Genomic DNA, 16,656 nt, shown 5'->3' with positions numbered 1-16,656 from the left:
TTGGGCTGGCAGTCGGTGCACGGTTGCGGGGTGGGCCCGGACGGGGCGGTGCCACACGGCCAGGCCGGCGGGGTCAGGCGGCGGCTTCGTCGTCGGGTTGCGTGGCGCGTCCGGACAGCCAGGGCAGCCGCACGAACTCGAAGTGGTTCTCGAAGTCGCGGTAGAGCGTGGATTCGCTGCGGGCTCCGCAGGCTGGGCAGCGGATCAGCCGCTGGCCTTCGACCCAGGACGTGCGCCCGCAGCCGGAGCAGCGGGTCATCCACGAGTTGTGGCGCCGGGTCGAGGTCCAGCGGATGAAGCCGCCGTGGCGTCGGGCGAGCTTCGACTTCGCCCTGTTCGGCCAGTGGCTGTAGGCCTCGTCGGTCCACGGGTTGATCGGCGTCGGCGGGTGGCCGACGATGACCATCTCGCCGCCAGGCCACTGGCAGGTGCAGGCCAGGTCCGCGCACTCGCAGGCGAGCATCTCGCCGAGCTCGTAGGCCTTCTCGACCCGCGGGATCCCGGGGCCTTTGACCTCCAGCCACACGCCTATCTCAGTGAGGTGGAAGTCGGGCAGGTACTTCACGCCGGAGGGCAGGGTGAAGGTCTCGGGCTCGTACTCCCAGACGATGTGCAGGGAGTCGAGGGTGGCGGCCCAGCAGGCTTCGAGGAGGGAGCGGAACTGGGTGTCGCGGTAGACGGTCGGCAGGGCTTCGATGCTGGTCTGCTTGTCGCCCTCGGAGCCGGCGGCGCGTGCGGCCCGCAGGTTCGCGGTCGCCTCGCGGTCGGCGCAGTCCTGCATCAGCTGGTCCACCCAGCTCAGCCAGTCGTTTGAGTCGGTCACCAGATCGCTCCCGTCTCGGAGTTGCCGTACATGTCGGCGTCGATGGGCTTGTAGGAGATCCAGGGCCACTTCTCGCCCTGGCGGATGAAGCGGGGCCAGCTGCGTTCGTCGCGCATGCCACGCCAGGGGAGGAAGCGCCGGCCGCGGGCGCCATCGCCGTCTTCGGCTGACTTCTCGTCCTCGACGGGGCGGAGGCCGAATCCGAACTCGGGCCAGCGCATCCACAGCGACGAGCCGACAGGGCGGAGGGTGCGGTGCTGGCCGAAGCCGTTGTGGTGGGGGCTGTGGGCCTCCATGAAGACGGCGCAGCCTGCGGTGGCGCGGGCCTCGTCGAGGACCACGGACACCTTCCGCGCCAGTTCCTCGCTGTTCGGGTCACCGGCGTGGAGCCGGTAGATCGGCCCGATGATCAGCAGGTCGGGCTTGAAGTCCTCGACACGTCGCATCACCCACGACCTGTCTTGCGGGCGGGTGAGGTCGAGACCTTCGGGGCGGCAGCGGATGTGGAACTGGCCGCGTCGGATCGGCTGCTCGAGGCTGTCAGCGGCAGCGAGGAGGGGGCGGTACTTGCGGCGGGAGGCGGACTCCCCGTTCTCGCAGTCGAGGACCAGCACCTTGATCGGATCGATGGTCTTCCACGTCTCGAACGGGTGGATGCCGGCGGCGAGGGTGACAGCGATCTGCCGCAGCAGCACCGACTTGCCGCCGCCTTCTCCAGCGGTGAGGATCAGGCGGTCCATGCGCTCCAGCAGGCCGGGCACGATCCAGTCGAAGGTGTCCTCGTGCTGGACGAAGTCGAGGATGTCCTCGGTCGGCATGTCGTCGTCATCGCTGGTGCGGTCCCGGAGTTCGCGGGACATGGCGACGGCCCGCTCGATGAGTTCGCTGGTCTCGCCGTCCGGGCTGTAACCCATCTGGACGAGGCGCGTGCCGAGTTCGATCAGGTCGCGGCGCAGGCCGCGGTCCTGAACGATGTCGGCGTACCACTCGCCGGTGCCTGGGGTGGGTACGGCTCGGACGAGATCGATCAGGTAGGACTGGCCGCCGATCTTTGCGAGCTCGCCCCGGTCGGCGAGGTACTTGCCGAGGGTGATCTGGTCGATGGGCTGGTTGGCCATGAACAGGTCGGCGATGGCCCGGTAGATCGTCTGGTGGGCCGGGACGTAGTAGGCCTCGGCGGCGGAGGCTGCCAGCACTTCGGCGCAGGCGACGGGCGACAGGAGGCAGGAGCCGAGGGCGGAGCGTTCCGCCTCGACGTCGCGCGGGGGTGTCCGCGTGAACGGGTCCTGCTCGAGGTCGTCGACCACTAGAAGATCCCCTTCTCGGCGTAGTACTCGTAGCTGGTCTTGGGCTTGGCCCGGCGGACGATGTCGGCGGGCATCACGGGCTTGGTCGTTTCGCGGTAGTGGTCGCGGAGGGCGTCGCGGGCGGCGTCGAAGGGGATGTCGTTGAGGACCATCTGCCAGGCGCGGACGTCGGATTCGCCGAGGGTTCGCTTGTCGATGGCGGCTGCGATGGACAGCAGGTCGGCGGTTTCGGAGAGGGTCATGCGGGCTCCTGGTTGGCGTGGCCGGCCTTGAGAGCGGCGCGCTCTTCTTCGGCACGGAACTTGGCGGCAAGGGCCTGGCCCTGCGCGACGCGCTGATCGGCTGTGGACTGCGAGGCAGTGCCAGGGCGCAGCTGGTGCACGTTGCCGCCCTGGCTGCGGATCTCCGAGAAGGCGAACTGGAGCGTGCCGTTGCTGATCGGCTTCGACAGCTCGCCGAGACGCTCGAGGGCGCACCGAAGCTCGTTGGGATCGGCGCCGTTGGCGAGGGCGTCGGCGACCGTTCGGTAGACCTGCCGCTTGTTGTAGGTGTTGCCGACCTTGAAGCGCGCGAGGAAGGACTCGGTCATCTGGCTGGCGGTCTCCCCGCCCGTCTGCGCGACGGCGGGGCTGCCGAACTGATCACCCGCAGGGGGTAGGGGGTTTCCCTTCCCTTCCCTGTTCCCTTCCTTTCCCTTCCTTTCCTGTGGTGAGCCCTCACTGAAATGTGTGTGAGGGCTCAGTGAGTCCCCGTTATCCCTGGTCACAGGGTCAGGAGGCGTCGGATCGCCCTCTTCAGGGGCGGGAAGCTTGCTCTCGGTCGGACGGTTGATCCTTTGGTGCTCAGTCCAGTTCGTGACGGCCAGGTATCGCTTGCGATTGAGGCTGTACCGAGTAATCAGTGAGGACTCAGTGAGTGCCTTCAGATCGATCTCGATGTCGGCTGCGGTGCGGTCGTCGAGCGGCCAGAGGGCAGCCTTGATGAGTCGCGGGTCGTCGACGCATCGGCCGGCGTCGTCGACGTGCGTCCACAGGCCGATGAAGGTGAGACGCTGCTCCGGCGTCAGGTCGGCGATCGTGAGCGAGGTGAAGAACTCGGGCTTGATCGTCCGGATGCGTGCCATCAGAGACCACGCGCCTCTCGGACGGTCGCGTCCAGGAAGTCCTCGATGTAGACGCTCTGCGCGTGGCCAGCCAGCGTGGCAGCCCGCAGTATCGCCACCCGCTCCAGCCCGGCGTTGATCGAGCCTTCCACGCTGCACTCGAAGAGCAGGACTTCCTGCATCTCAGGCCACTCTCTGTACCCGGTGCTGCGGTGCCACAGAGAGCGCCAGACTCGGAACGCTTCTCCCGTGATCGCCAGCCAATTCGGGTCGCTCACTTCGCCCAGGCAGACGAACGTGTCGCCCTTGAAGCCGGCCACGGTGGCGGCCTTCCGGATGTGGTCGGCGGTCATGCCGACCTGGTACATGTCCCTCGCGCCGGTCCGTACTTCCTCCAGCTGTTGGAGGGTCAGTTCGGTGCCGCCGTAGACACCGGTGTAGGCCTCGAGCCAGAGCCGCTCTGCCTCGTCAGCCAGCACCTCGGACGAGGGAGGAACCGACTCGATGCTGGCCGCAGCCACGTAGCCCTGGATTGTGGAGCTCTTGCCGTTGTTGCAGGGCTCGCAGGAGGTCACCAGATTGCTGGGGTGGTCGGTGCCGCCAAGCGCGACCGGGGTGACGTGGTCGATTCGCAGCGGGACGTCAGGGGCGCTCGCTCCGCAGTACCGGCAGGTGTGGTTGTCCCGGCGGAGGATTTCGTACCGGAGTCGTTTGGAGACGGCCATTTGTCCCTCGATTTGGTAGTGCGATTTCGATTGCGCATGACGAATTGCGTGGGCCGATTTGGTCCGCGGGTTCACCGCGTCATGTACATCATAGCGCTCAACGCGCTCATGTACATCATGGTCGTGAGGTACACTGCCGACATGACCGCGCCCAAGAAGGAGCACCAGGAGAAGATCGCCGACGTGCGCAACTCGCTCGCCGATGCGATCGAACGCGCCCGCTACTACGACGAGACGACCGTCATGACCAGCCGCGGCAAGCGCGTCGCCGTCATCGTCGGCATGGACTTCTACGAGCGCGCTCTGGCAGCTCTCGGCGAGGAGCGCGTCCTCGAAGCGGACGGCGTCGCGGACACCCCGAAGCGCAAGGTCGTGGTGCGCCGTAAGAAGCCGGCGTCCGAGGACTGACATCTCCCCTCCTCTCCTCCAGGCCCCGCCATCGCGGGGCCTTTGTCGTGTGCGGCTGGTGTGCTGCTGGTCAGGTCCGGTCGCGCGGCCGGCGGCCCGCGGTCACGCGGCGGCCTCGGGTTCGTCGTCCTCGCCGTCCGGTGTCTCGTGCTCGAAGGCGCGTTCCTGGTCGGCCGGTGTGAGGGTGCGGTAGCAGGCCCGGCACAGCTGCTCGTCGCGGAAGCGCGTCGTCTTGATGTGGTCGCGCTCGAACTGCGGGAAGGTGCGCTTGCCACAGCGCGTCACGGTCGGCGACATGGCCATCGCGATGAGGGCGGCCCCGCCGGAGACGGTCTCGATGACGGGTTCGTCGTTGAGGTGATACGCGCGGTACTGGACGGCGATGTGCACGGTGCCGGTCGCGGCCGCCTCGATGAACATCAGGTCCGCGTCGCAGGGGATCTGGTTGCTCACGCCGCCACCGCCACGGCGTACTGGGGGTGGTCCCGGAAGGCGTGTTCGATGTAGCTCTTGCTGACGCCGAGGCGTTCAGCGGCGGCGAGCTTGTCGAGGCCGGAGATCCGCATCAGCTCGCCCGCGTCCTGGGCGACGATCTCCCGGCGGGTGACCCCGTACATGGGCTCGAAGTCGGGGTCGTCGATGGAGCCGGGGCGCTCGTCCCAGTAGCTGGTGGGTGGCCAGCGCCGGTCCTTGCCGATCTGGCGGGCGTACCGGACTCCCCTGTTGGACGCGCCGTGCTGGCGGGGCTGCTTGCCGCGCAGTTCGTCGTAGGCGCGGGCTACAGCGAGGGCGGTCGTGCCGCGGACTTGGAGGTTCTCGAGGGTGTTGGCTCGCATGATGAGGCTGCTGATGTAGGTCGGGTAGACGCCGACTTGCTGGGCGAGGTGGATCATGGGCCAGCCGTCGGCGACATTGGCCTGGAGGCGGCGGATGGTTCCGGTGCCCGGCAGGAACTGGGGAATGACGTCCTCGGGGGTGAGAGCGAGGAGCTTCTCGGCGTTGGTGGTGAGGACGCGGTACTTGAGCGGGGCGCGGCTGCCATCGGCGCGGGTCGGCAGTAGGTCGCGGACGGTTCTGTCGGCCACGCCAGCCCGGTCGGCGATGCCGCGAGGGCTAGCTCCGGCGGCGAGAAGCTGCTGAACGTGGGTGCGAACGACGCTGGCGTCGGTGTACCGCTCGTAGGTTCCCTGCCGCTTCTTCTTCCGGCGGTCGCGTTCGTTGGCGTTGTACCGCTCGACGCACTCGGGAAGCCGGCAGTCGTAGTTGATGTAGCAGGTGAGGGTGTTGTGGTGGGGCGGCAGGGGCTTGGCGGCGGTGGTCACGGCTGGTCTCCCTTCTGGATGTAGCGGGCGCGGATGACGGGGCACAGTTGGCGGTCGAGGCGGCGGGCGCGCAGCCGGCGGGGCAGGCGGCCGAGCCAGAGGACGAGGGCCCACAGCAGCAGCGGCCCGAAGACGAGGAGCAGGCCGGGACCGAAGAGGGCGACCATGCTGTACAGCCAGGCGGCGACGGGCTGGAGGTTCATCGCTGCCCCCGGCTGAGCAGGTGGTCGATGGCGAGGCTGGCCCCGCCCCCGATTGCTCCGGCGGCGAGGACGAGGACGGCCAGGAACCAGGTCGGGAGCTCGATCAGGCGGGCCATCAGGCTGCCTGCCGCTTCTGCTGCTCGATGCGGGCGGCCTGACGGTCCTGGATGTACTGCCGTCCGGCCCGGGTCAGCAGGTAGGTGTTGACCTTCTTGCCGTGGGCCTTCGGGTTGATCGACGGCTCCTCGCCGACCTTGCGCAGCAGCTGCGGCTCGCTGGGGTGGAGGGCGTCGTGGCCGGTGAGGGCGGCGAAGTAGACGCCGGCCTTGCGGCACTCGTCGTCGGGGACGAGGAGGCGTATGTCGTTCATGCCGAACGGGGCGCCGGAGTTGGCGAGGTGGAGGACGGCCTGGTCGAGGACGGCGGTCGTCCAGTCGCTGACGGTCGACTTGAGGGTGGCGAGGATCTGGTCGGCGCGGGCCTTGGCTTGGGCGGGAGTCAGCTGCATGTGATGTCCTTGTCGGGTGAGGAGCCGCCCGCACTGCCCGCGGGCGGCTTCCGTGTGTGCGGGCTACTGCTCGTTCTCGGGCTGCCAGTCGATGGAGTCGTCGATGGCGTTCTGGTCCCAGGTGCCGCCGCCGACCTCGACGCTGTAGCTGGTGTCGGCGGCCGGCCCGGGCTCGGGCTGCGAGGTGGGCGCGGAAGCGGTGAGGGCGGCGACGGACAGCGGCGCTTTCTGCGGCAGCACCTCGGCGTGCGTGGTGCCTTCCAGCTCCTCGGACACGTAGGCCATGCCGTGGAGGGCGTCGGATGCGATGAGGCGGCACAGCTCGCCGGTGGCGCGGGCGACGAGCATGTTCTGCGGCTGCTTCTTCCACTCCGCCTTGTCGGTGAGCTTCATCTGCGCGGCGCGCTGGATGGTCCACTCGACGGTCTGCCAGTTGTCGGATCCCTTGCGGCGCCCCCGCATCACGCAGTGCGTGGCGTCGGATTCGACGAGCTCGATGTCGTGGCCCTGCTTCTGCACGACGGCTCGCATGGCATGCGCGCGCAGGGCGGGGGTGCCCTGGATGACGTCGATGGACTTGAGCGTGGCCATGGGCTTCAGCCCGAGTTCGGCGCCGGCGAGGATCGCTGCGGTGATGTCGCCGGGCTTGCCGCGCAGGGACTGCGGGACGAAGGAGGTCGCGGCCAGCTTCTGCGCCATCTGGTAGGCCAGGTCGGCCTCCTGCGCCCACTGCATCAGGGCGGTGGCGCCTGCGGTCGGAGCCGGGCCGGCCGCCTGCTGGGTGGTGGCGACGGTCTGCTGCTCGTCGCGCGGGGCGATCTCGTTGGAGGTCACTTGATGTACTCCTCGGTCTGGCGGATGACGTCCCAGCTGGGCAGTCCGAGCTGGGGGATTTCGGTGGTGGGCCCGGTCCAGTCGGGCCATTCGCCGCTGGCGGTGCAGTCGGCGTAGATGCGCAGGGCGCGCTCGTTGCGGGCGCGGCCGATGTCGCGGTCCTGCTGCGGGAGCTCCCGCACGGTGATCAGGTGGGGTGGGGTCTTGGAGACGAAGGCGAAGACGAAACGGACGTCTTCGGGCTGCAGTGCGGCCCATATGCCGTCGACGTACAGGGCGTCCTGCTGGTGGTACGAGTAGTCGCGCATCGCCCTCTGCACGGCCTGCGGGCTGGCGTCCTTCGTCGTCTTCAGGTCGGCGGCGAGGGCGAGGCCGGGGAGTTCCTTCAGCCAGTCGGGGCGGATCCGGCAGCGAACACCGGTGGCCGGGTCGGTCCAGTAGATCGACCGTTCGGCGATGCCCGGCCCGGCGAACAGCGGGCCTGCCTGCGGGTGCTGGCGGACCGCGGCGGCCATCGCCTGGACCTGAGCCCACTCCTTCGGCAGGAGAGGCACCTGGCCCTTGGCGCGGGCCTCGTCGCGGGCCGTCTGCGCGGCCTTCGTCTGGTAGGTGTCGAAGTCGATGACGGTCAGCTCGTCGCCGATGCCGAGGAGTTCGGTGTGCACGGCGGTGCCGAGGTCGAACTCCCGCTTCGGCGCCTGCGGGTGCTCGCGGTCGTAGTGGAACTGGGCGGGGCAGCCGGGCGGCAGCAGGGCGCGCAGCCCGGTGGAGGAGATCGACGTGCGGTCCGCGTGGTAGTCGTCGGCCGGCAGCCCGTCCACCACCTTCGGCGCCTCTGCCGCCCCGCTCATGCGACGCCGTCCAGGGGCATCGGGCGGGCGCACGCCTCGCACAGGCCGGCGTCGGTGAACGGACCGTCGTCCTGCTTGCAGCGGGTGCAGCGGATGGCGGTGGCACCGCGGGCGATGGCCCGCAGCTTGTCGAGGCCGTCCTCGTCGTACCGCGCCATGCGGAGCGCCTCGGACAGCTCGGGGTAGTCCTCGCGGAGGATGGCCCGGTTGCGCATGTCGGCGCTCTCGATGGCGGCCATGAGGTGCTGGGTGAAGGTGCCGGGCTGGGCGCCGCCGATGCGGTCGTACCGCCAGAGGACGTGGCGGGCTGTCTCGACGGGGACGGTGAGGCTGGTGATGTCCATCTGAGGCTCCAAGTGGGTGTGCTGAGGGAGGGCCAGCTCCCCGGGCGGGGGGGGTGCTCCGGGGAGCTGGCCCTGGGGTGGCGGCGCGGAGCGGGGAGACTCGACGCGCCGCCGGCTATGTGGCTGTCGGTCAGGCGGCGGCCGGCTGCTCGTCGTCGCGCTTGGTGGCCTTCCACGCGTCCAGCTCGCGGCGCAGGGTCAGGTCGTCGCTCTCGCGCGGGCGAACCGGCATCTGCATGCCGATGAAGTCGGCAGCAACGATGAGGGTCGGCTTGGCCTCGCCGACGGACCACATCTGCACCGGGCCCGGCAGGTCCTTCCAGGCGCCGAAGAACTTCGGCGTCATCGCCATCTGGGCTGTCGCTGCCGCCATGTCGAGCTGGGGCAGGATGTACTTGCGCCAGTTGAGCGGGCCCTGCTTGGGCTGCAGCAGGTTGATGGCGATACGGCTGCCGGATTCTCCCGAAAGGATCAGCTGGGTGTCCGTGTGCTCCAGGTTGATCGGCTTGGAGTCCAGCAGACGGATGGCGGCTGCCAGCTCGGCGACCTGAGTGCGGTGGACGACGGCGGCCCACGGCTCGGCGTCGGCCTTCAGGAGCTGTGTGCGAGAGACGCCCATGGTGTAGCGGTTGGTGGCCATGGCGTACAGGTAGGTGCCGTCGTGGTCGAAGCTGATGGACTGCAGGGTTTCGACGTCGTACTTGGTGCCCATGTGGGGCTTGGCCTGGGCGACGAGGCGGCTGAGGGTGTGGTCGGCGATGGTGATCACGGGTGTCCTCCGTGGGATGCTGGTGGTGGATCCCCGGGCGATAGCAGCGCTCGGGGTTTCGTCGTTCACCGGTCGCCCGTACCTGTCCGGCCGGGCGACCGGGAGTTCAGGCGGCGGGGATGTTCGCCGGGTTGGTGGCGTCGGGCCGTTCGGTGATCGGGATGACCCGGTGGATGGCGCGGACCTGGCTGACATCGACGGGCACGGTGGGCCTGTCGTCGGCGGGGCGGAGGTCGCGGGGTGCGGGCACGCTCACCGGGAAGGCGTTGGACCAGCGGGCTTGCCAGGCCTGTAGTGCGTCCTGAAGGCGGGTGATCTCCCGGCTGTCCGTCCGGTGCTGGCGGTCGGCGCGGGCGTTCTTCACCTGCTCGGCGCGGAGGGCGGTCTCCAGGCGGTCTATCTCTTCCTTCAGGCCGGCCCGCGTCCACCGGTGTCGTCCCGTGCTCATCACACGTCCTTCCGGTGCTGCTGGCACGTCCAGCGGGTGCCGATCTCCGCGTGGTAGCGGACCTTGGTGACGAGCTGCCAGGTGAAGCCGCGGCGGTTCTCGTCGTCGCGCTCCCGCTTCAGCGGAACCATGTGCCTGTGGGCCTGCTCGGCGGTCTCCAGCACGTTCACGCCTCTGCCACGGGGCTTGGTCGTGGTGGTGAGGGAGGCGATGCAGCCGCAGGGTGCGGACTGGATCCAGTAGCAGTCGGTCAGCGGCGTGTTGCGGCGGCCTATGACGACAGCGAGGTCAGGCATTGGGGTCGCCTCCGAAGTCGGCGGGGATGTCGGCGTGGCCGGCGAGGATGTCGGCGATCAAGTTCGGGTCGGTGATCCAGGCGGGGACCTGCCGGCGGGTGATGCCGAGCCCGGACAGCAGGCCGGGGAGGATCACCGGGTCCGCGGTGGTCGGCGTCGGCGGCAGATCCAGCGACGCGGTCACCGGACCGGCTCCGAGCACTGGCAGGCTTCGGGGTGGGCGCAGGCCATGGCGTCGAAGACCTGCTCGTACCAGTCGGCGGGCTGGAGGCTCGGGGTGTGGCCGGCGGGCGGCGCGGCGAGCAGCTGCTGGAGGCGGGCCTCGGCCTCGACCACCGGCAGCGGCACGTCCAGGGCGGCGATCGGGCGGGTCATCGGGACTCACCCGCCTCAGAGACGGCGACGGTCTTCATGTCGCGGGCTGCCGGGATGTCCACGGTGTAGACGAGATACGCCGCGTCCTTCTGGTCGTGCTCGTCCAAGAAGTCACCGACGTCGGCGATCGTCTCGGTCCGCGCGGTCTTCGCCTGCTCCTCCAGCTCGGCAACACGCGCTTCAGCGGTCTTGCACCAGCCCTGCCACGCCTCGCGGTCCTTGACGACGCGGAGGATGCCCTCGCCGTAGGCCTGCGCCCGCTGGCGGGCCGACTGCCAGGCGAGTCGGTAGCGGTCGCGTTCGGTGCGGGCGGCGTCCCACCCGGCGTTGACCGCCCGCAGGTTCTCCTTCAGCTCGGCGACGTGGGCCAGTGCCTTGGCCAACGACTTACCATCCTCGAGGTGCCAGCGGACCAGCTTCTCCCGCTCGGCCTCCACGTCGTCCCGTTCGGCGCGGACCGCGGCCAGCTCGGCGAGGAGGTCGCGGGCGGCGAGGTTGCTGAGCGTGTGGTTGTCCGTGCTGGCGAGGTGCTCGCGGATCTCGGCTTCGCGCTCGGGTGTCAGACGATCGGTGTGTGGAATCATGGGAACGCGGTCCCTTTCGTTCAGTGCGTTCTGGATGGGGGATCGCGAGGTCGTCCCGGGCTGGCGTTTGGGGCGGCCTCTTTGTTTGCCGTCAGGCGGCAGGCTGGAGGCGACGCATCCGGCGGCGGGCGCCCTGGGTGCGTGCGTTGCGGTGCATGGCGGCGATCTCGGCGAGGTCGGTGTCGCTGAACATCAGGCAGCCGTTCATGCGGTGGTGGGGGAACGGCTGTCCCTCGCTGCCGTCTTCGGGACGGTTGCAGCCGTCGCGGAGCCAGCGCTCGCCCTTGGTGCTGCCGGCGTCGTGCTCGGCCTGGGTCTTGAAGTTCATCCGGACCGCGGCTTCGCCGACGGTGTGGAAGCCCTCGAGCTTGAGCGGCTGCTTGGTGGGGGGAACCTTTCGGGTGGGCATGTCACCTCTTCTCGGGTGGGTCCTCTGGGGGTGCGAGGAGTTGTTCGGAGTCGGCCGGCAGGCCGAGCGCTTGGCGGAGACGGCTGTAGGAGTGCGGTCTCATGCGGGTGCGGTAGCCGTTTTCGAGGTGGTTGAGGTAGCGCGCGCTGAGGCGTGCTGCTTTGGCCAGCTCGGTGGTGCTCAGCCCTGCCTGTATGCGGAGCTTGCGGATTTCCGCCCCGTTCACCTTTTCGGTGGTTGGGGTTGCTTCCATGCACTGAAGCTAGCGGAAGTTCGCGGCCCATGTCTAGCAGATGCTGGCAGAAGTTAGCGGAAGTTTCTACCGACCGGTAGCCTGGTTCGAACGCGTGTACCAGCAGAGATCCGGTCACTCTGCGGTTTCGAGCCAGCACGTTCCGGACTGCTTTGGCCTGGTCCTAGCGGGTCCTAGCGGGTCCTGCAAAGATGACGGCATGACCAGCCCCGACCTGGAGCGCCTCGCGGCGCTCGTTCAGAAGCGACGCACCGAGCTACGGCTCGGCATCGAGCCCGCCGCCAAGATCGGCGGCATTTCCAAGGACACGTGGAAGCGGGTCGAAGCAGGCCAGAAAGTCTGGGACCGCACCTACGGCGGCATCGAGGCCGCGCTCCAGTGGGCTCCGGGCAGCTGCCAGCTAGTCCTGGCCGGCGGTGACCCTGTTGTCAACGAGCCCGTCACCGACAGCGTCAAGGTCGCCGAGGTGCCCAAGTCCGAACTGGAGCGACTCGTCGGCGACGCCGTGACGACCGCGGCCATCGCCACCAAGGGCTCACTGACAGGCGACGAGATCCTCGAGTTGAACCGCCGCGTCCTTGCAGAGCTGCACGCCCGCGGCGTTCTCTGAATTAAACTCAGCCAATTGTCGTACAACCATTTGCCGTCTTAGTGTTGTTGCTGTTTTTCCTTGAACCACTTTGGTCCCAGCCGGTCCCAACCGGTCCTGAACGTGGCAGCATCTTTTGCAACACCTTGGGGGTTCCCCGCAGCACCCATTAAGGGGGACCACTATGCAGAGCAGTCTGTCCATAGTCGACTTGGGCCCGGAGTTCGCAGGATGGGCCGGACCGGCCGATGGGAGAATGATCTGTGTTGCGCCTCCCGACATCGTCGGCAGCGAGCAGGCACGCGGCTCGATGCGCGAGGTCGTGAGGCGCGCAGGAGGAGATTGCGAAGGATGCCGGGGCTGCTGGCTCGGCACCTGAGCAGCCGGGCGCGGGAGGCTTGGCGGTAGGGGTACCTGCCGGGCTCCGCGGCCCACACCACCCAAGGGAGAGCCATGCCTTACGTGGAGGTGCGCGGCGGGTCGATCCGCGTCAAGTGGTGGAACGGCGACTACATCGCCGACGCCGACGGCAGGCCCACCAAGCGGAAGAAGTATGAGTCGGCCTCCGGCCCGCAGCCTGGCGTCCCCTTCGAAGACGAGGACGAGGCGTACAACTACGGCCTCGACCGCGAGTACGACGTCCGGCACGGCAAGCACATCCGTCGCGTCGACTCGAAGACGCTGATGAAGGACTACTGCTGGCTGTGGCTCGACGCGCAGGATCTCCGGGCGACATCGGTCAGCCGGTACCGGTCCCGGCTGCGCTCCCGCATCGTCCCCTACTGGGGGGATCATGCCGTCGGTGACATCACGACGTGGGAGTACGAGGCGTGGAAGAAGTCCCTCGAGTCGGCTGCGGCCCGCGAGGAGATCTCCCACTACTACGTGGAGCAACTGACCAGCCTCTTCGGGATGCTGATGACGGATGCCGTCGTCAAGTACAAGCTGCGCAGCGAGTCGCCGGTCATCGCCCAGCGCAGGCGCGGCCGGTACCGGAAGAAGAAGCGCGAGGCCAAACGGCCGATGCAGATGGTGGTGCTGCACAAGCTGGCCACCAACGCCTACCACGTGTGGGGCTTCACCGGCTGGACGTACATCTGGACCATCGCGTTCACCGGCATGCGCCCGCCCGGGGAGATGTGGGGCCTGCGACGGGAGTTCGCCTCGCCGACGTGGCCGGCCAGCGATCCGGACCCCGAGCGCCGCGAGACGATGCTCGACCGGTACGGACCCGATCTGATGCCTGCTCTCCGGGTGCAGTACCAGAGTCAGTACGAGGCCGGAAAGCGGGCGCAGGTCGGCCCGAAGTACGACTCGCACAGGACGCTGGTCGTTCCTCCGTTCCTGCATGAGATGCATGCCGCCCTCCTGGCCTCGCACGATTCGCCGTGGGTGTTCCCGGCCCTGGGCGGCGGCCAGATGGGCACGCAGTGGGGGAAGAACTACTGGCCCCACATCAGAGGCGGGGCGCCGCAGAGATCGGCGCGCAGCGATCGCGTCCGCCGGGAGATCCAGCCAGTGCCGGAGATGGTCGGCAAGCGGATTTATCTGCTGCGCCACGGGCACCGCGAGTGGCTGGAGGAGGACGGGCACTCCCGCATCGCGATGGAGACGCGCATGGGGCACGAGGTGGCCGGCGTCGAGGGCCTGTACTCGAATCTCACGCCAGTCATGGAGAAGCGCATCGCGGACACTCTGCAGGAGCGGTGGGAGACGTTCTGGGGCATGGGGGTCTGGTGGGCGCCACCGTTTCCCATTAGTCTCCCAAGTGAGTCACCGCGGACCTGATATCCGCAGCTCACAGGGATTCTCGGAGCATCCGGAAGAGCATGGTCGCCATGCTGCTGGCTATGTGATCGGCATGATCGCCACGCTGCCGGCGATGCGATCGGCATGGTCGCCATGCCGCTGGCGATGTGAGCCGCCGGTCGGCGGGGCCGGCATGGTGGCCCGAGGCGCCCGTCGGCACGGACGGCGGAGCGTTGTCTGCGTCACTTCGGGCCCGTGGACCGTACCCGCGGGCGGCGGTGCGCTCATAGGGTGCTGCCCATGATGGTCCCCGCTGCCCTGCTGCTGCTCGGCGCCCTGACCGCCGTCGTCGCCCCGCGGCTGCTCGCCCGGGCGGGCTGGCCGGACCGGGAACCGGTGGTCGCCCTGTGGGCGTGGCAGTGCGTGGTGGCGGCCGTGCTGCTGTGCTGCGCGCTGTCGATGACGCTGAGCGCCGCCGCGGCCTGGCACTCGGTACGCGGCCATGTCTTCGGTACGGCTCCGCGCGCGGTGGTGGACGCCTACGCCCTCGGCACGGCCGGCCCCTGGGCGGCGCCGCTCGCGGTGACGCTGGCCTGCGGCGGACTGTGGAGCGTGGCGATGCTCGCACGCCAGATCGTCGGGGCCCGCTCGCGGCGGCGGGTACGCCGGGCCGAACTGCTGCTGCGGGCCCCGCTGTTGCCCGGCGAGGAGCAGGCCGGCGGCCGGCTCGTGGTGCTCGAGGGCGAGCGGCCCGACGCCTGGTGGCTGCCCGGTGCGGCGCCCCGGCTCGTCGTCACCACGGCCGCCCTCGCCCGGCTGAAGGGGCGTCAACTGGACGCCCTGCTCGCTCATGAGCAGGGGCACGCCCAGGCCCGGCACGACTGGCTGCTGCACTGCTCGACGGCGCTGGCGGACGGATTCCCGCAGGTACCGGTGTTCGCCGCATTCCGCGACGAGATGCACCGGCTGGTCGAGCTGGCGGCCGACGACATGGCGTCCCGGCGCTTCGGCCGGCTGACGACCGCGCTCGCCCTGGTCGGACTCAACGAGGACCGGGGCGTGTTCGGGCCCTGCCCGACCCCGGAGGCGTTCGTGCCGCAGCGCGTGCACCGGCTGCTCACTCCCCCGGACCGCCTCCCGGCCCTGCACCGGCTGCGCCTGACCGCGGCCGCGGCCCTGGTACCGGTGGTCCCGGTCCTAGTGGCCTTCGTACCGGGCCTGCGGGCACTGGGCTAGCGCCGGCCCACGGCGCCCCGGCACACGCTCCGATTCCCCACGTCCCGATCCCCCGATGCGCGCCGGGCGCCCGGGACGGTGGCCATCGGGCCACCTCGTCGACGAAGATCGCAGCATGCGCCGCCAGCCGAACGAGTCCCCGCCCCGCACACCGCCCCACCGCACCGCGGCCCGCGCGGCCGCCGTTCTCGCCGTCTGCTGCGGGCTGCTGCTGGCCGTCGTCGTACTGCGCTGGCGGCCGCTGCTCGCCCTGGACGGCGACATCTCGCTGACCACCCACCGCTGGGCGGTGGGCGATCACGATGTCACGCACGCCTTCCGCGTCCTGACGGACTGGGTGTGGGATCCGCTGACCATGCGCCTGGTGTGCGCCGCCGCCGCGGTGTGGCTCGTGTGGCGCCGCGCCGCCTGGTGGACGGCGCTGTGGCTGGGGGTCGCCTTGGCGCTGGCCACGGTCCTGCAGCAGGGGCTGAAGACGGCCGTCGGACGCCCCCGGCCCGTCTGGCCGGACCCCGTCGACAGCGCGCACTACGCGGCCTTCCCGTCCGGTCACGCCATGACGGCCACCGTCGTCTGCGGCCTCCTGCTGTGGCTGCTGCACCGCCACGGCGCGGGCCGGACCCTGTGGCGTACGGCCGTCGCCCTGGCGGTCGTCTCGGTGGCCGGTGTGGGCCTGACGCGGGTGTGGCTGGGTGTCCACTGGGCGTCGGACGTGCTGGGCGGCTGGCTGCTGGGGGCGCTGGTGGTCGCGGTGGCCGTGGCGGTGTACGAGTGGCCGAGGGACGGGCGCTCCTGCCCAACGCCCCGATAGAGTCCGGCGCATGGCTGCCGTGCTCTTCGATTTCTCCGGGACCCTGTTCCGTGTCGAGTCCACCGAGTCCTGGCTGAGTGCCGTGCTGAGGGAGGCCGGACTCGCGCTCCCGGGCCCCGAACTGAGCAGGGCCGCCGCCGCGTTGGAGGCGGCGGGGGCGCTGCCGGGCGGGGCGGAACCGGTCGGGGTGCCGGAGGAACTGGCCGGGCTGTGGGCCGTCCGGGACCAGAGCGCCGAACAGCACCGGGCCGCCTTCACCGGCCTGTCCCGGCGCGTCCCGCTGCCCAGCCCCGAGCTCCACGACGCCCTGTACGACCGGCACATGACGCCCGCCGCCTGGTCGCCCTACCAGGACGCCGCCGACGTGCTGCGCACGCTGCGCGAGCGCGGTGTCGCTGTGGGCGTGGTCAGCAACATCGGCTGGGACCTGCGCCCGGTCTTCCGCGAGCACGGCCTCGACGCGTACGTGGACGCCTATGTGCTGTCGTACGAGCACGGCGTGCAGAAGCCGGACCCGCGGCTCTTCTCGGCCGCCTGCGAGGAACTGGGCGCCGACCCGCGCCAGGTGCTGATGGTCGGGGACAACAGGACGGCGGACGGTGGTGCGGCCGCGCTGGGCTGCCGCGTGCACTTCGTGGACCACCTTCCGGTGGCCCAGCGGCCGGACGCGCTGCTGCCGGTCCTGGACCTGGTCGGCTGACCGGCCCGGG

Annotated in this window: 26 protein-coding genes; 6 read left to right on the top strand and 20 right to left on the bottom strand. The window is 69.7% G+C overall.

All coding sequences use genetic code 11. From position 1 onward, the window contains the following. Positions 1–73: 73 nt before the first annotated feature. Genes ACFYU0_RS01365 through ACFYU0_RS01345 form a run of 5 tightly spaced genes read right to left on the bottom strand, consistent with a single transcriptional unit; the run spans position 74 to position 3,957 of the window. Positions 74–823 carry a hypothetical protein gene (locus tag ACFYU0_RS01365; RefSeq protein ID WP_389296967.1) on the bottom strand — a complete coding sequence of 250 codons (750 nt, stop codon included), beginning with the start codon at positions 821–823 and terminating at the stop codon, positions 74–76. Beyond that, positions 820–2,130, bottom strand: a complete 1,311-nt coding sequence (locus ACFYU0_RS01360; protein ID WP_389296965.1) for a DnaB-like helicase N-terminal domain-containing protein — start codon at positions 2,128–2,130, stop codon at positions 820–822. The genes ACFYU0_RS01365 and ACFYU0_RS01360 overlap by 4 nt, the downstream gene beginning before the upstream one ends. Next, positions 2,130–2,372 carry a hypothetical protein gene (locus ACFYU0_RS01355; protein WP_389296963.1) on the bottom strand — a complete coding sequence of 81 codons (243 nt, stop codon included), beginning with the start codon at positions 2,370–2,372 and terminating at the stop codon, positions 2,130–2,132. Before ACFYU0_RS01355 ends, ACFYU0_RS01360 begins: the two co-directional genes overlap by 1 nt. Continuing rightward, positions 2,369–3,253: a hypothetical protein gene (locus ACFYU0_RS01350; protein ID WP_389296961.1), complete on the bottom strand. Its 885-nt coding sequence runs from the start codon at positions 3,251–3,253 to the stop codon at positions 2,369–2,371. Before ACFYU0_RS01350 ends, ACFYU0_RS01355 begins: the two co-directional genes overlap by 4 nt. Then, the gene (locus ACFYU0_RS01345) at positions 3,253–3,957 is read right to left on the bottom strand and encodes an HNH endonuclease (protein ID WP_389296959.1); all 705 of its coding nucleotides are present in this window, start codon (positions 3,955–3,957) and stop codon (positions 3,253–3,255) included. Before ACFYU0_RS01345 ends, ACFYU0_RS01350 begins: the two co-directional genes overlap by 1 nt. Positions 3,958–4,098: 141 nt before the next feature. Between ACFYU0_RS01345 and ACFYU0_RS01340 the strand changes: the two genes are divergently transcribed. After that, on the top strand, positions 4,099–4,365 hold the full coding sequence (locus ACFYU0_RS01340; RefSeq protein WP_389296957.1) for a type II toxin-antitoxin system prevent-host-death family antitoxin: 267 nt from the start codon (positions 4,099–4,101) through the stop codon (positions 4,363–4,365). 102 nt (positions 4,366–4,467) lie between these two features. On the opposite strand, the gene ACFYU0_RS01335 is transcribed toward ACFYU0_RS01340, so the two are convergent. The 15 genes from ACFYU0_RS01335 to ACFYU0_RS01265 all read right to left on the bottom strand — a co-directional run bounded on the left by ACFYU0_RS01335 (position 4,468) and on the right by ACFYU0_RS01265 (position 11,561). Continuing rightward, on the bottom strand, positions 4,468–4,818 hold the full coding sequence (locus ACFYU0_RS01335) for a hypothetical protein (RefSeq protein ID WP_389296955.1): 351 nt from the start codon (positions 4,816–4,818) through the stop codon (positions 4,468–4,470). Next, entirely contained in the window at positions 4,815–5,687 is an 873-nt protein-coding gene (locus ACFYU0_RS01330) for a hypothetical protein (RefSeq protein ID WP_389296953.1), read from the bottom strand. The genes ACFYU0_RS01335 and ACFYU0_RS01330 overlap by 4 nt, the downstream gene beginning before the upstream one ends. Continuing rightward, entirely contained in the window at positions 5,684–5,890 is a 207-nt protein-coding gene (locus ACFYU0_RS01325; protein WP_389296951.1) for a hypothetical protein, read from the bottom strand. The genes ACFYU0_RS01330 and ACFYU0_RS01325 overlap by 4 nt, the downstream gene beginning before the upstream one ends. Positions 5,891–6,005: 115 nt before the next feature. Next, positions 6,006–6,398, bottom strand: a complete 393-nt coding sequence (locus ACFYU0_RS01320; RefSeq protein WP_389296949.1) for a hypothetical protein — start codon at positions 6,396–6,398, stop codon at positions 6,006–6,008. A 63-nt stretch (positions 6,399–6,461) separates the two neighbouring features. After that, entirely contained in the window at positions 6,462–7,232 is a 771-nt protein-coding gene (locus ACFYU0_RS01315; protein ID WP_389296947.1) for a hypothetical protein, read from the bottom strand. Beyond that, complete coding sequence (locus tag ACFYU0_RS01310; RefSeq protein ID WP_389296945.1) at positions 7,229–8,083, bottom strand: PD-(D/E)XK nuclease-like domain-containing protein; 855 nt, start codon at positions 8,081–8,083, stop codon at positions 7,229–7,231. The genes ACFYU0_RS01315 and ACFYU0_RS01310 overlap by 4 nt, the downstream gene beginning before the upstream one ends. Continuing rightward, the gene (locus tag ACFYU0_RS01305) at positions 8,080–8,427 is read right to left on the bottom strand and encodes a hypothetical protein (RefSeq protein ID WP_389296943.1); all 348 of its coding nucleotides are present in this window, start codon (positions 8,425–8,427) and stop codon (positions 8,080–8,082) included. The genes ACFYU0_RS01310 and ACFYU0_RS01305 overlap by 4 nt, the downstream gene beginning before the upstream one ends. A gap of 130 nt (positions 8,428–8,557) precedes the next feature. Continuing rightward, positions 8,558–9,196, bottom strand: a complete 639-nt coding sequence (locus tag ACFYU0_RS01300) for a hypothetical protein (RefSeq protein ID WP_389296941.1) — start codon at positions 9,194–9,196, stop codon at positions 8,558–8,560. 106 nt (positions 9,197–9,302) lie between these two features. Further along, positions 9,303–9,644, bottom strand: coding sequence for a hypothetical protein (locus ACFYU0_RS01295; RefSeq protein WP_389296939.1), 342 nt, complete (start codon positions 9,642–9,644; stop codon positions 9,303–9,305). Beyond that, positions 9,644–9,940, bottom strand: a complete 297-nt coding sequence (locus ACFYU0_RS01290) for a hypothetical protein (protein WP_389296938.1) — start codon at positions 9,938–9,940, stop codon at positions 9,644–9,646. Before ACFYU0_RS01290 ends, ACFYU0_RS01295 begins: the two co-directional genes overlap by 1 nt. Continuing rightward, the gene (locus tag ACFYU0_RS01285) at positions 9,933–10,124 is read right to left on the bottom strand and encodes a hypothetical protein (RefSeq protein ID WP_389296937.1); all 192 of its coding nucleotides are present in this window, start codon (positions 10,122–10,124) and stop codon (positions 9,933–9,935) included. Before ACFYU0_RS01285 ends, ACFYU0_RS01290 begins: the two co-directional genes overlap by 8 nt. Further along, complete coding sequence (locus ACFYU0_RS01280) at positions 10,121–10,315, bottom strand: hypothetical protein (RefSeq protein WP_389296935.1); 195 nt, start codon at positions 10,313–10,315, stop codon at positions 10,121–10,123. Before ACFYU0_RS01280 ends, ACFYU0_RS01285 begins: the two co-directional genes overlap by 4 nt. Beyond that, positions 10,312–10,899, bottom strand: coding sequence for a hypothetical protein (locus ACFYU0_RS01275; protein ID WP_389296933.1), 588 nt, complete (start codon positions 10,897–10,899; stop codon positions 10,312–10,314). Before ACFYU0_RS01275 ends, ACFYU0_RS01280 begins: the two co-directional genes overlap by 4 nt. Positions 10,900–10,990: 91 nt before the next feature. Further along, a complete protein-coding gene (locus tag ACFYU0_RS01270) occupies positions 10,991–11,308 on the bottom strand; it encodes a hypothetical protein (RefSeq protein WP_389296932.1) in 318 nt (105 codons plus the stop codon). Between the two features lies 1 nt (position 11,309). Continuing rightward, on the bottom strand, positions 11,310–11,561 hold the full coding sequence (locus ACFYU0_RS01265) for a helix-turn-helix domain-containing protein (RefSeq protein WP_389296930.1): 252 nt from the start codon (positions 11,559–11,561) through the stop codon (positions 11,310–11,312). Positions 11,562–11,760: 199 nt separating this feature from the next. On the opposite strand from ACFYU0_RS01265, the gene ACFYU0_RS01260 reads away from it, so the two are divergent. The 5 genes from ACFYU0_RS01260 (at position 11,761) to ACFYU0_RS01240 (ending at position 16,646) form a co-directional block, all read left to right on the top strand. Continuing rightward, a complete protein-coding gene (locus ACFYU0_RS01260) occupies positions 11,761–12,171 on the top strand; it encodes a hypothetical protein (RefSeq protein ID WP_389296928.1) in 411 nt (136 codons plus the stop codon). Positions 12,172–12,603: 432 nt separating this feature from the next. Continuing rightward, positions 12,604–13,938, top strand: a complete 1,335-nt coding sequence (locus tag ACFYU0_RS01255; RefSeq protein WP_389296926.1) for an integrase — start codon at positions 12,604–12,606, stop codon at positions 13,936–13,938. Positions 13,939–14,199: 261 nt separating this feature from the next. Beyond that, positions 14,200–15,135: a M56 family metallopeptidase gene (locus tag ACFYU0_RS01250; protein WP_389296925.1), complete on the top strand. Its 936-nt coding sequence runs from the start codon at positions 14,200–14,202 to the stop codon at positions 15,133–15,135. A 115-nt stretch (positions 15,136–15,250) separates the two neighbouring features. Beyond that, entirely contained in the window at positions 15,251–15,946 is a 696-nt protein-coding gene (locus ACFYU0_RS01245; protein ID WP_389296923.1) for a phosphatase PAP2 family protein, read from the top strand. Positions 15,947–15,956: 10 nt separating this feature from the next. Next, positions 15,957–16,646, top strand: a complete 690-nt coding sequence (locus ACFYU0_RS01240; RefSeq protein WP_389296921.1) for an HAD family hydrolase — start codon at positions 15,957–15,959, stop codon at positions 16,644–16,646. Positions 16,647–16,656 lie beyond the last annotated feature (10 nt).

Source organism: Streptomyces sp. NPDC003720 (assembly GCF_042875075.1).
In the GTDB taxonomy this organism is placed as follows: Bacteria; Actinomycetota; Actinomycetes; order Streptomycetales; family Streptomycetaceae; genus Streptomyces.
This window is presented reverse-complemented; position numbering and strand designations above follow the sequence as displayed.

Coding starts and splice junctions, on each gene's coding strand:
- ACFYU0_RS01355 (WP_389296963.1), bottom strand. CDS start 2,372: ATGACCCTCTCCGAAACCGCCGACCTGCTGTCCATCGCAGCCGCCATC.
- ACFYU0_RS01350 (WP_389296961.1), bottom strand. CDS start 3,253: ATGGCACGCATCCGGACGATCAAGCCCGAGTTCTTCACCTCGCTCACG.
- ACFYU0_RS01345 (WP_389296959.1), bottom strand. CDS start 3,957: ATGGCCGTCTCCAAACGACTCCGGTACGAAATCCTCCGCCGGGACAAC.
- ACFYU0_RS01340 (WP_389296957.1), top strand. CDS start 4,099: ATGACCGCGCCCAAGAAGGAGCACCAGGAGAAGATCGCCGACGTGCGC.
- ACFYU0_RS01325 (WP_389296951.1), bottom strand. CDS start 5,890: ATGAACCTCCAGCCCGTCGCCGCCTGGCTGTACAGCATGGTCGCCCTC.
- ACFYU0_RS01320 (WP_389296949.1), bottom strand. CDS start 6,398: ATGCAGCTGACTCCCGCCCAAGCCAAGGCCCGCGCCGACCAGATCCTC.
- ACFYU0_RS01310 (WP_389296945.1), bottom strand. CDS start 8,083: ATGAGCGGGGCGGCAGAGGCGCCGAAGGTGGTGGACGGGCTGCCGGCC.
- ACFYU0_RS01305 (WP_389296943.1), bottom strand. CDS start 8,427: ATGGACATCACCAGCCTCACCGTCCCCGTCGAGACAGCCCGCCACGTC.
- ACFYU0_RS01295 (WP_389296939.1), bottom strand. CDS start 9,644: ATGAGCACGGGACGACACCGGTGGACGCGGGCCGGCCTGAAGGAAGAG.
- ACFYU0_RS01290 (WP_389296938.1), bottom strand. CDS start 9,940: ATGCCTGACCTCGCTGTCGTCATAGGCCGCCGCAACACGCCGCTGACC.
- ACFYU0_RS01280 (WP_389296935.1), bottom strand. CDS start 10,315: ATGACCCGCCCGATCGCCGCCCTGGACGTGCCGCTGCCGGTGGTCGAG.
- ACFYU0_RS01275 (WP_389296933.1), bottom strand. CDS start 10,899: ATGATTCCACACACCGATCGTCTGACACCCGAGCGCGAAGCCGAGATC.
- ACFYU0_RS01270 (WP_389296932.1), bottom strand. CDS start 11,308: ATGCCCACCCGAAAGGTTCCCCCCACCAAGCAGCCGCTCAAGCTCGAG.
- ACFYU0_RS01265 (WP_389296930.1), bottom strand. CDS start 11,561: ATGGAAGCAACCCCAACCACCGAAAAGGTGAACGGGGCGGAAATCCGC.
- ACFYU0_RS01260 (WP_389296928.1), top strand. CDS start 11,761: ATGACCAGCCCCGACCTGGAGCGCCTCGCGGCGCTCGTTCAGAAGCGA.
- ACFYU0_RS01255 (WP_389296926.1), top strand. CDS start 12,604: ATGCCTTACGTGGAGGTGCGCGGCGGGTCGATCCGCGTCAAGTGGTGG.
- ACFYU0_RS01250 (WP_389296925.1), top strand. CDS start 14,200: ATGATGGTCCCCGCTGCCCTGCTGCTGCTCGGCGCCCTGACCGCCGTC.
- ACFYU0_RS01245 (WP_389296923.1), top strand. CDS start 15,251: ATGCGCCGCCAGCCGAACGAGTCCCCGCCCCGCACACCGCCCCACCGC.
- ACFYU0_RS01240 (WP_389296921.1), top strand. CDS start 15,957: ATGGCTGCCGTGCTCTTCGATTTCTCCGGGACCCTGTTCCGTGTCGAG.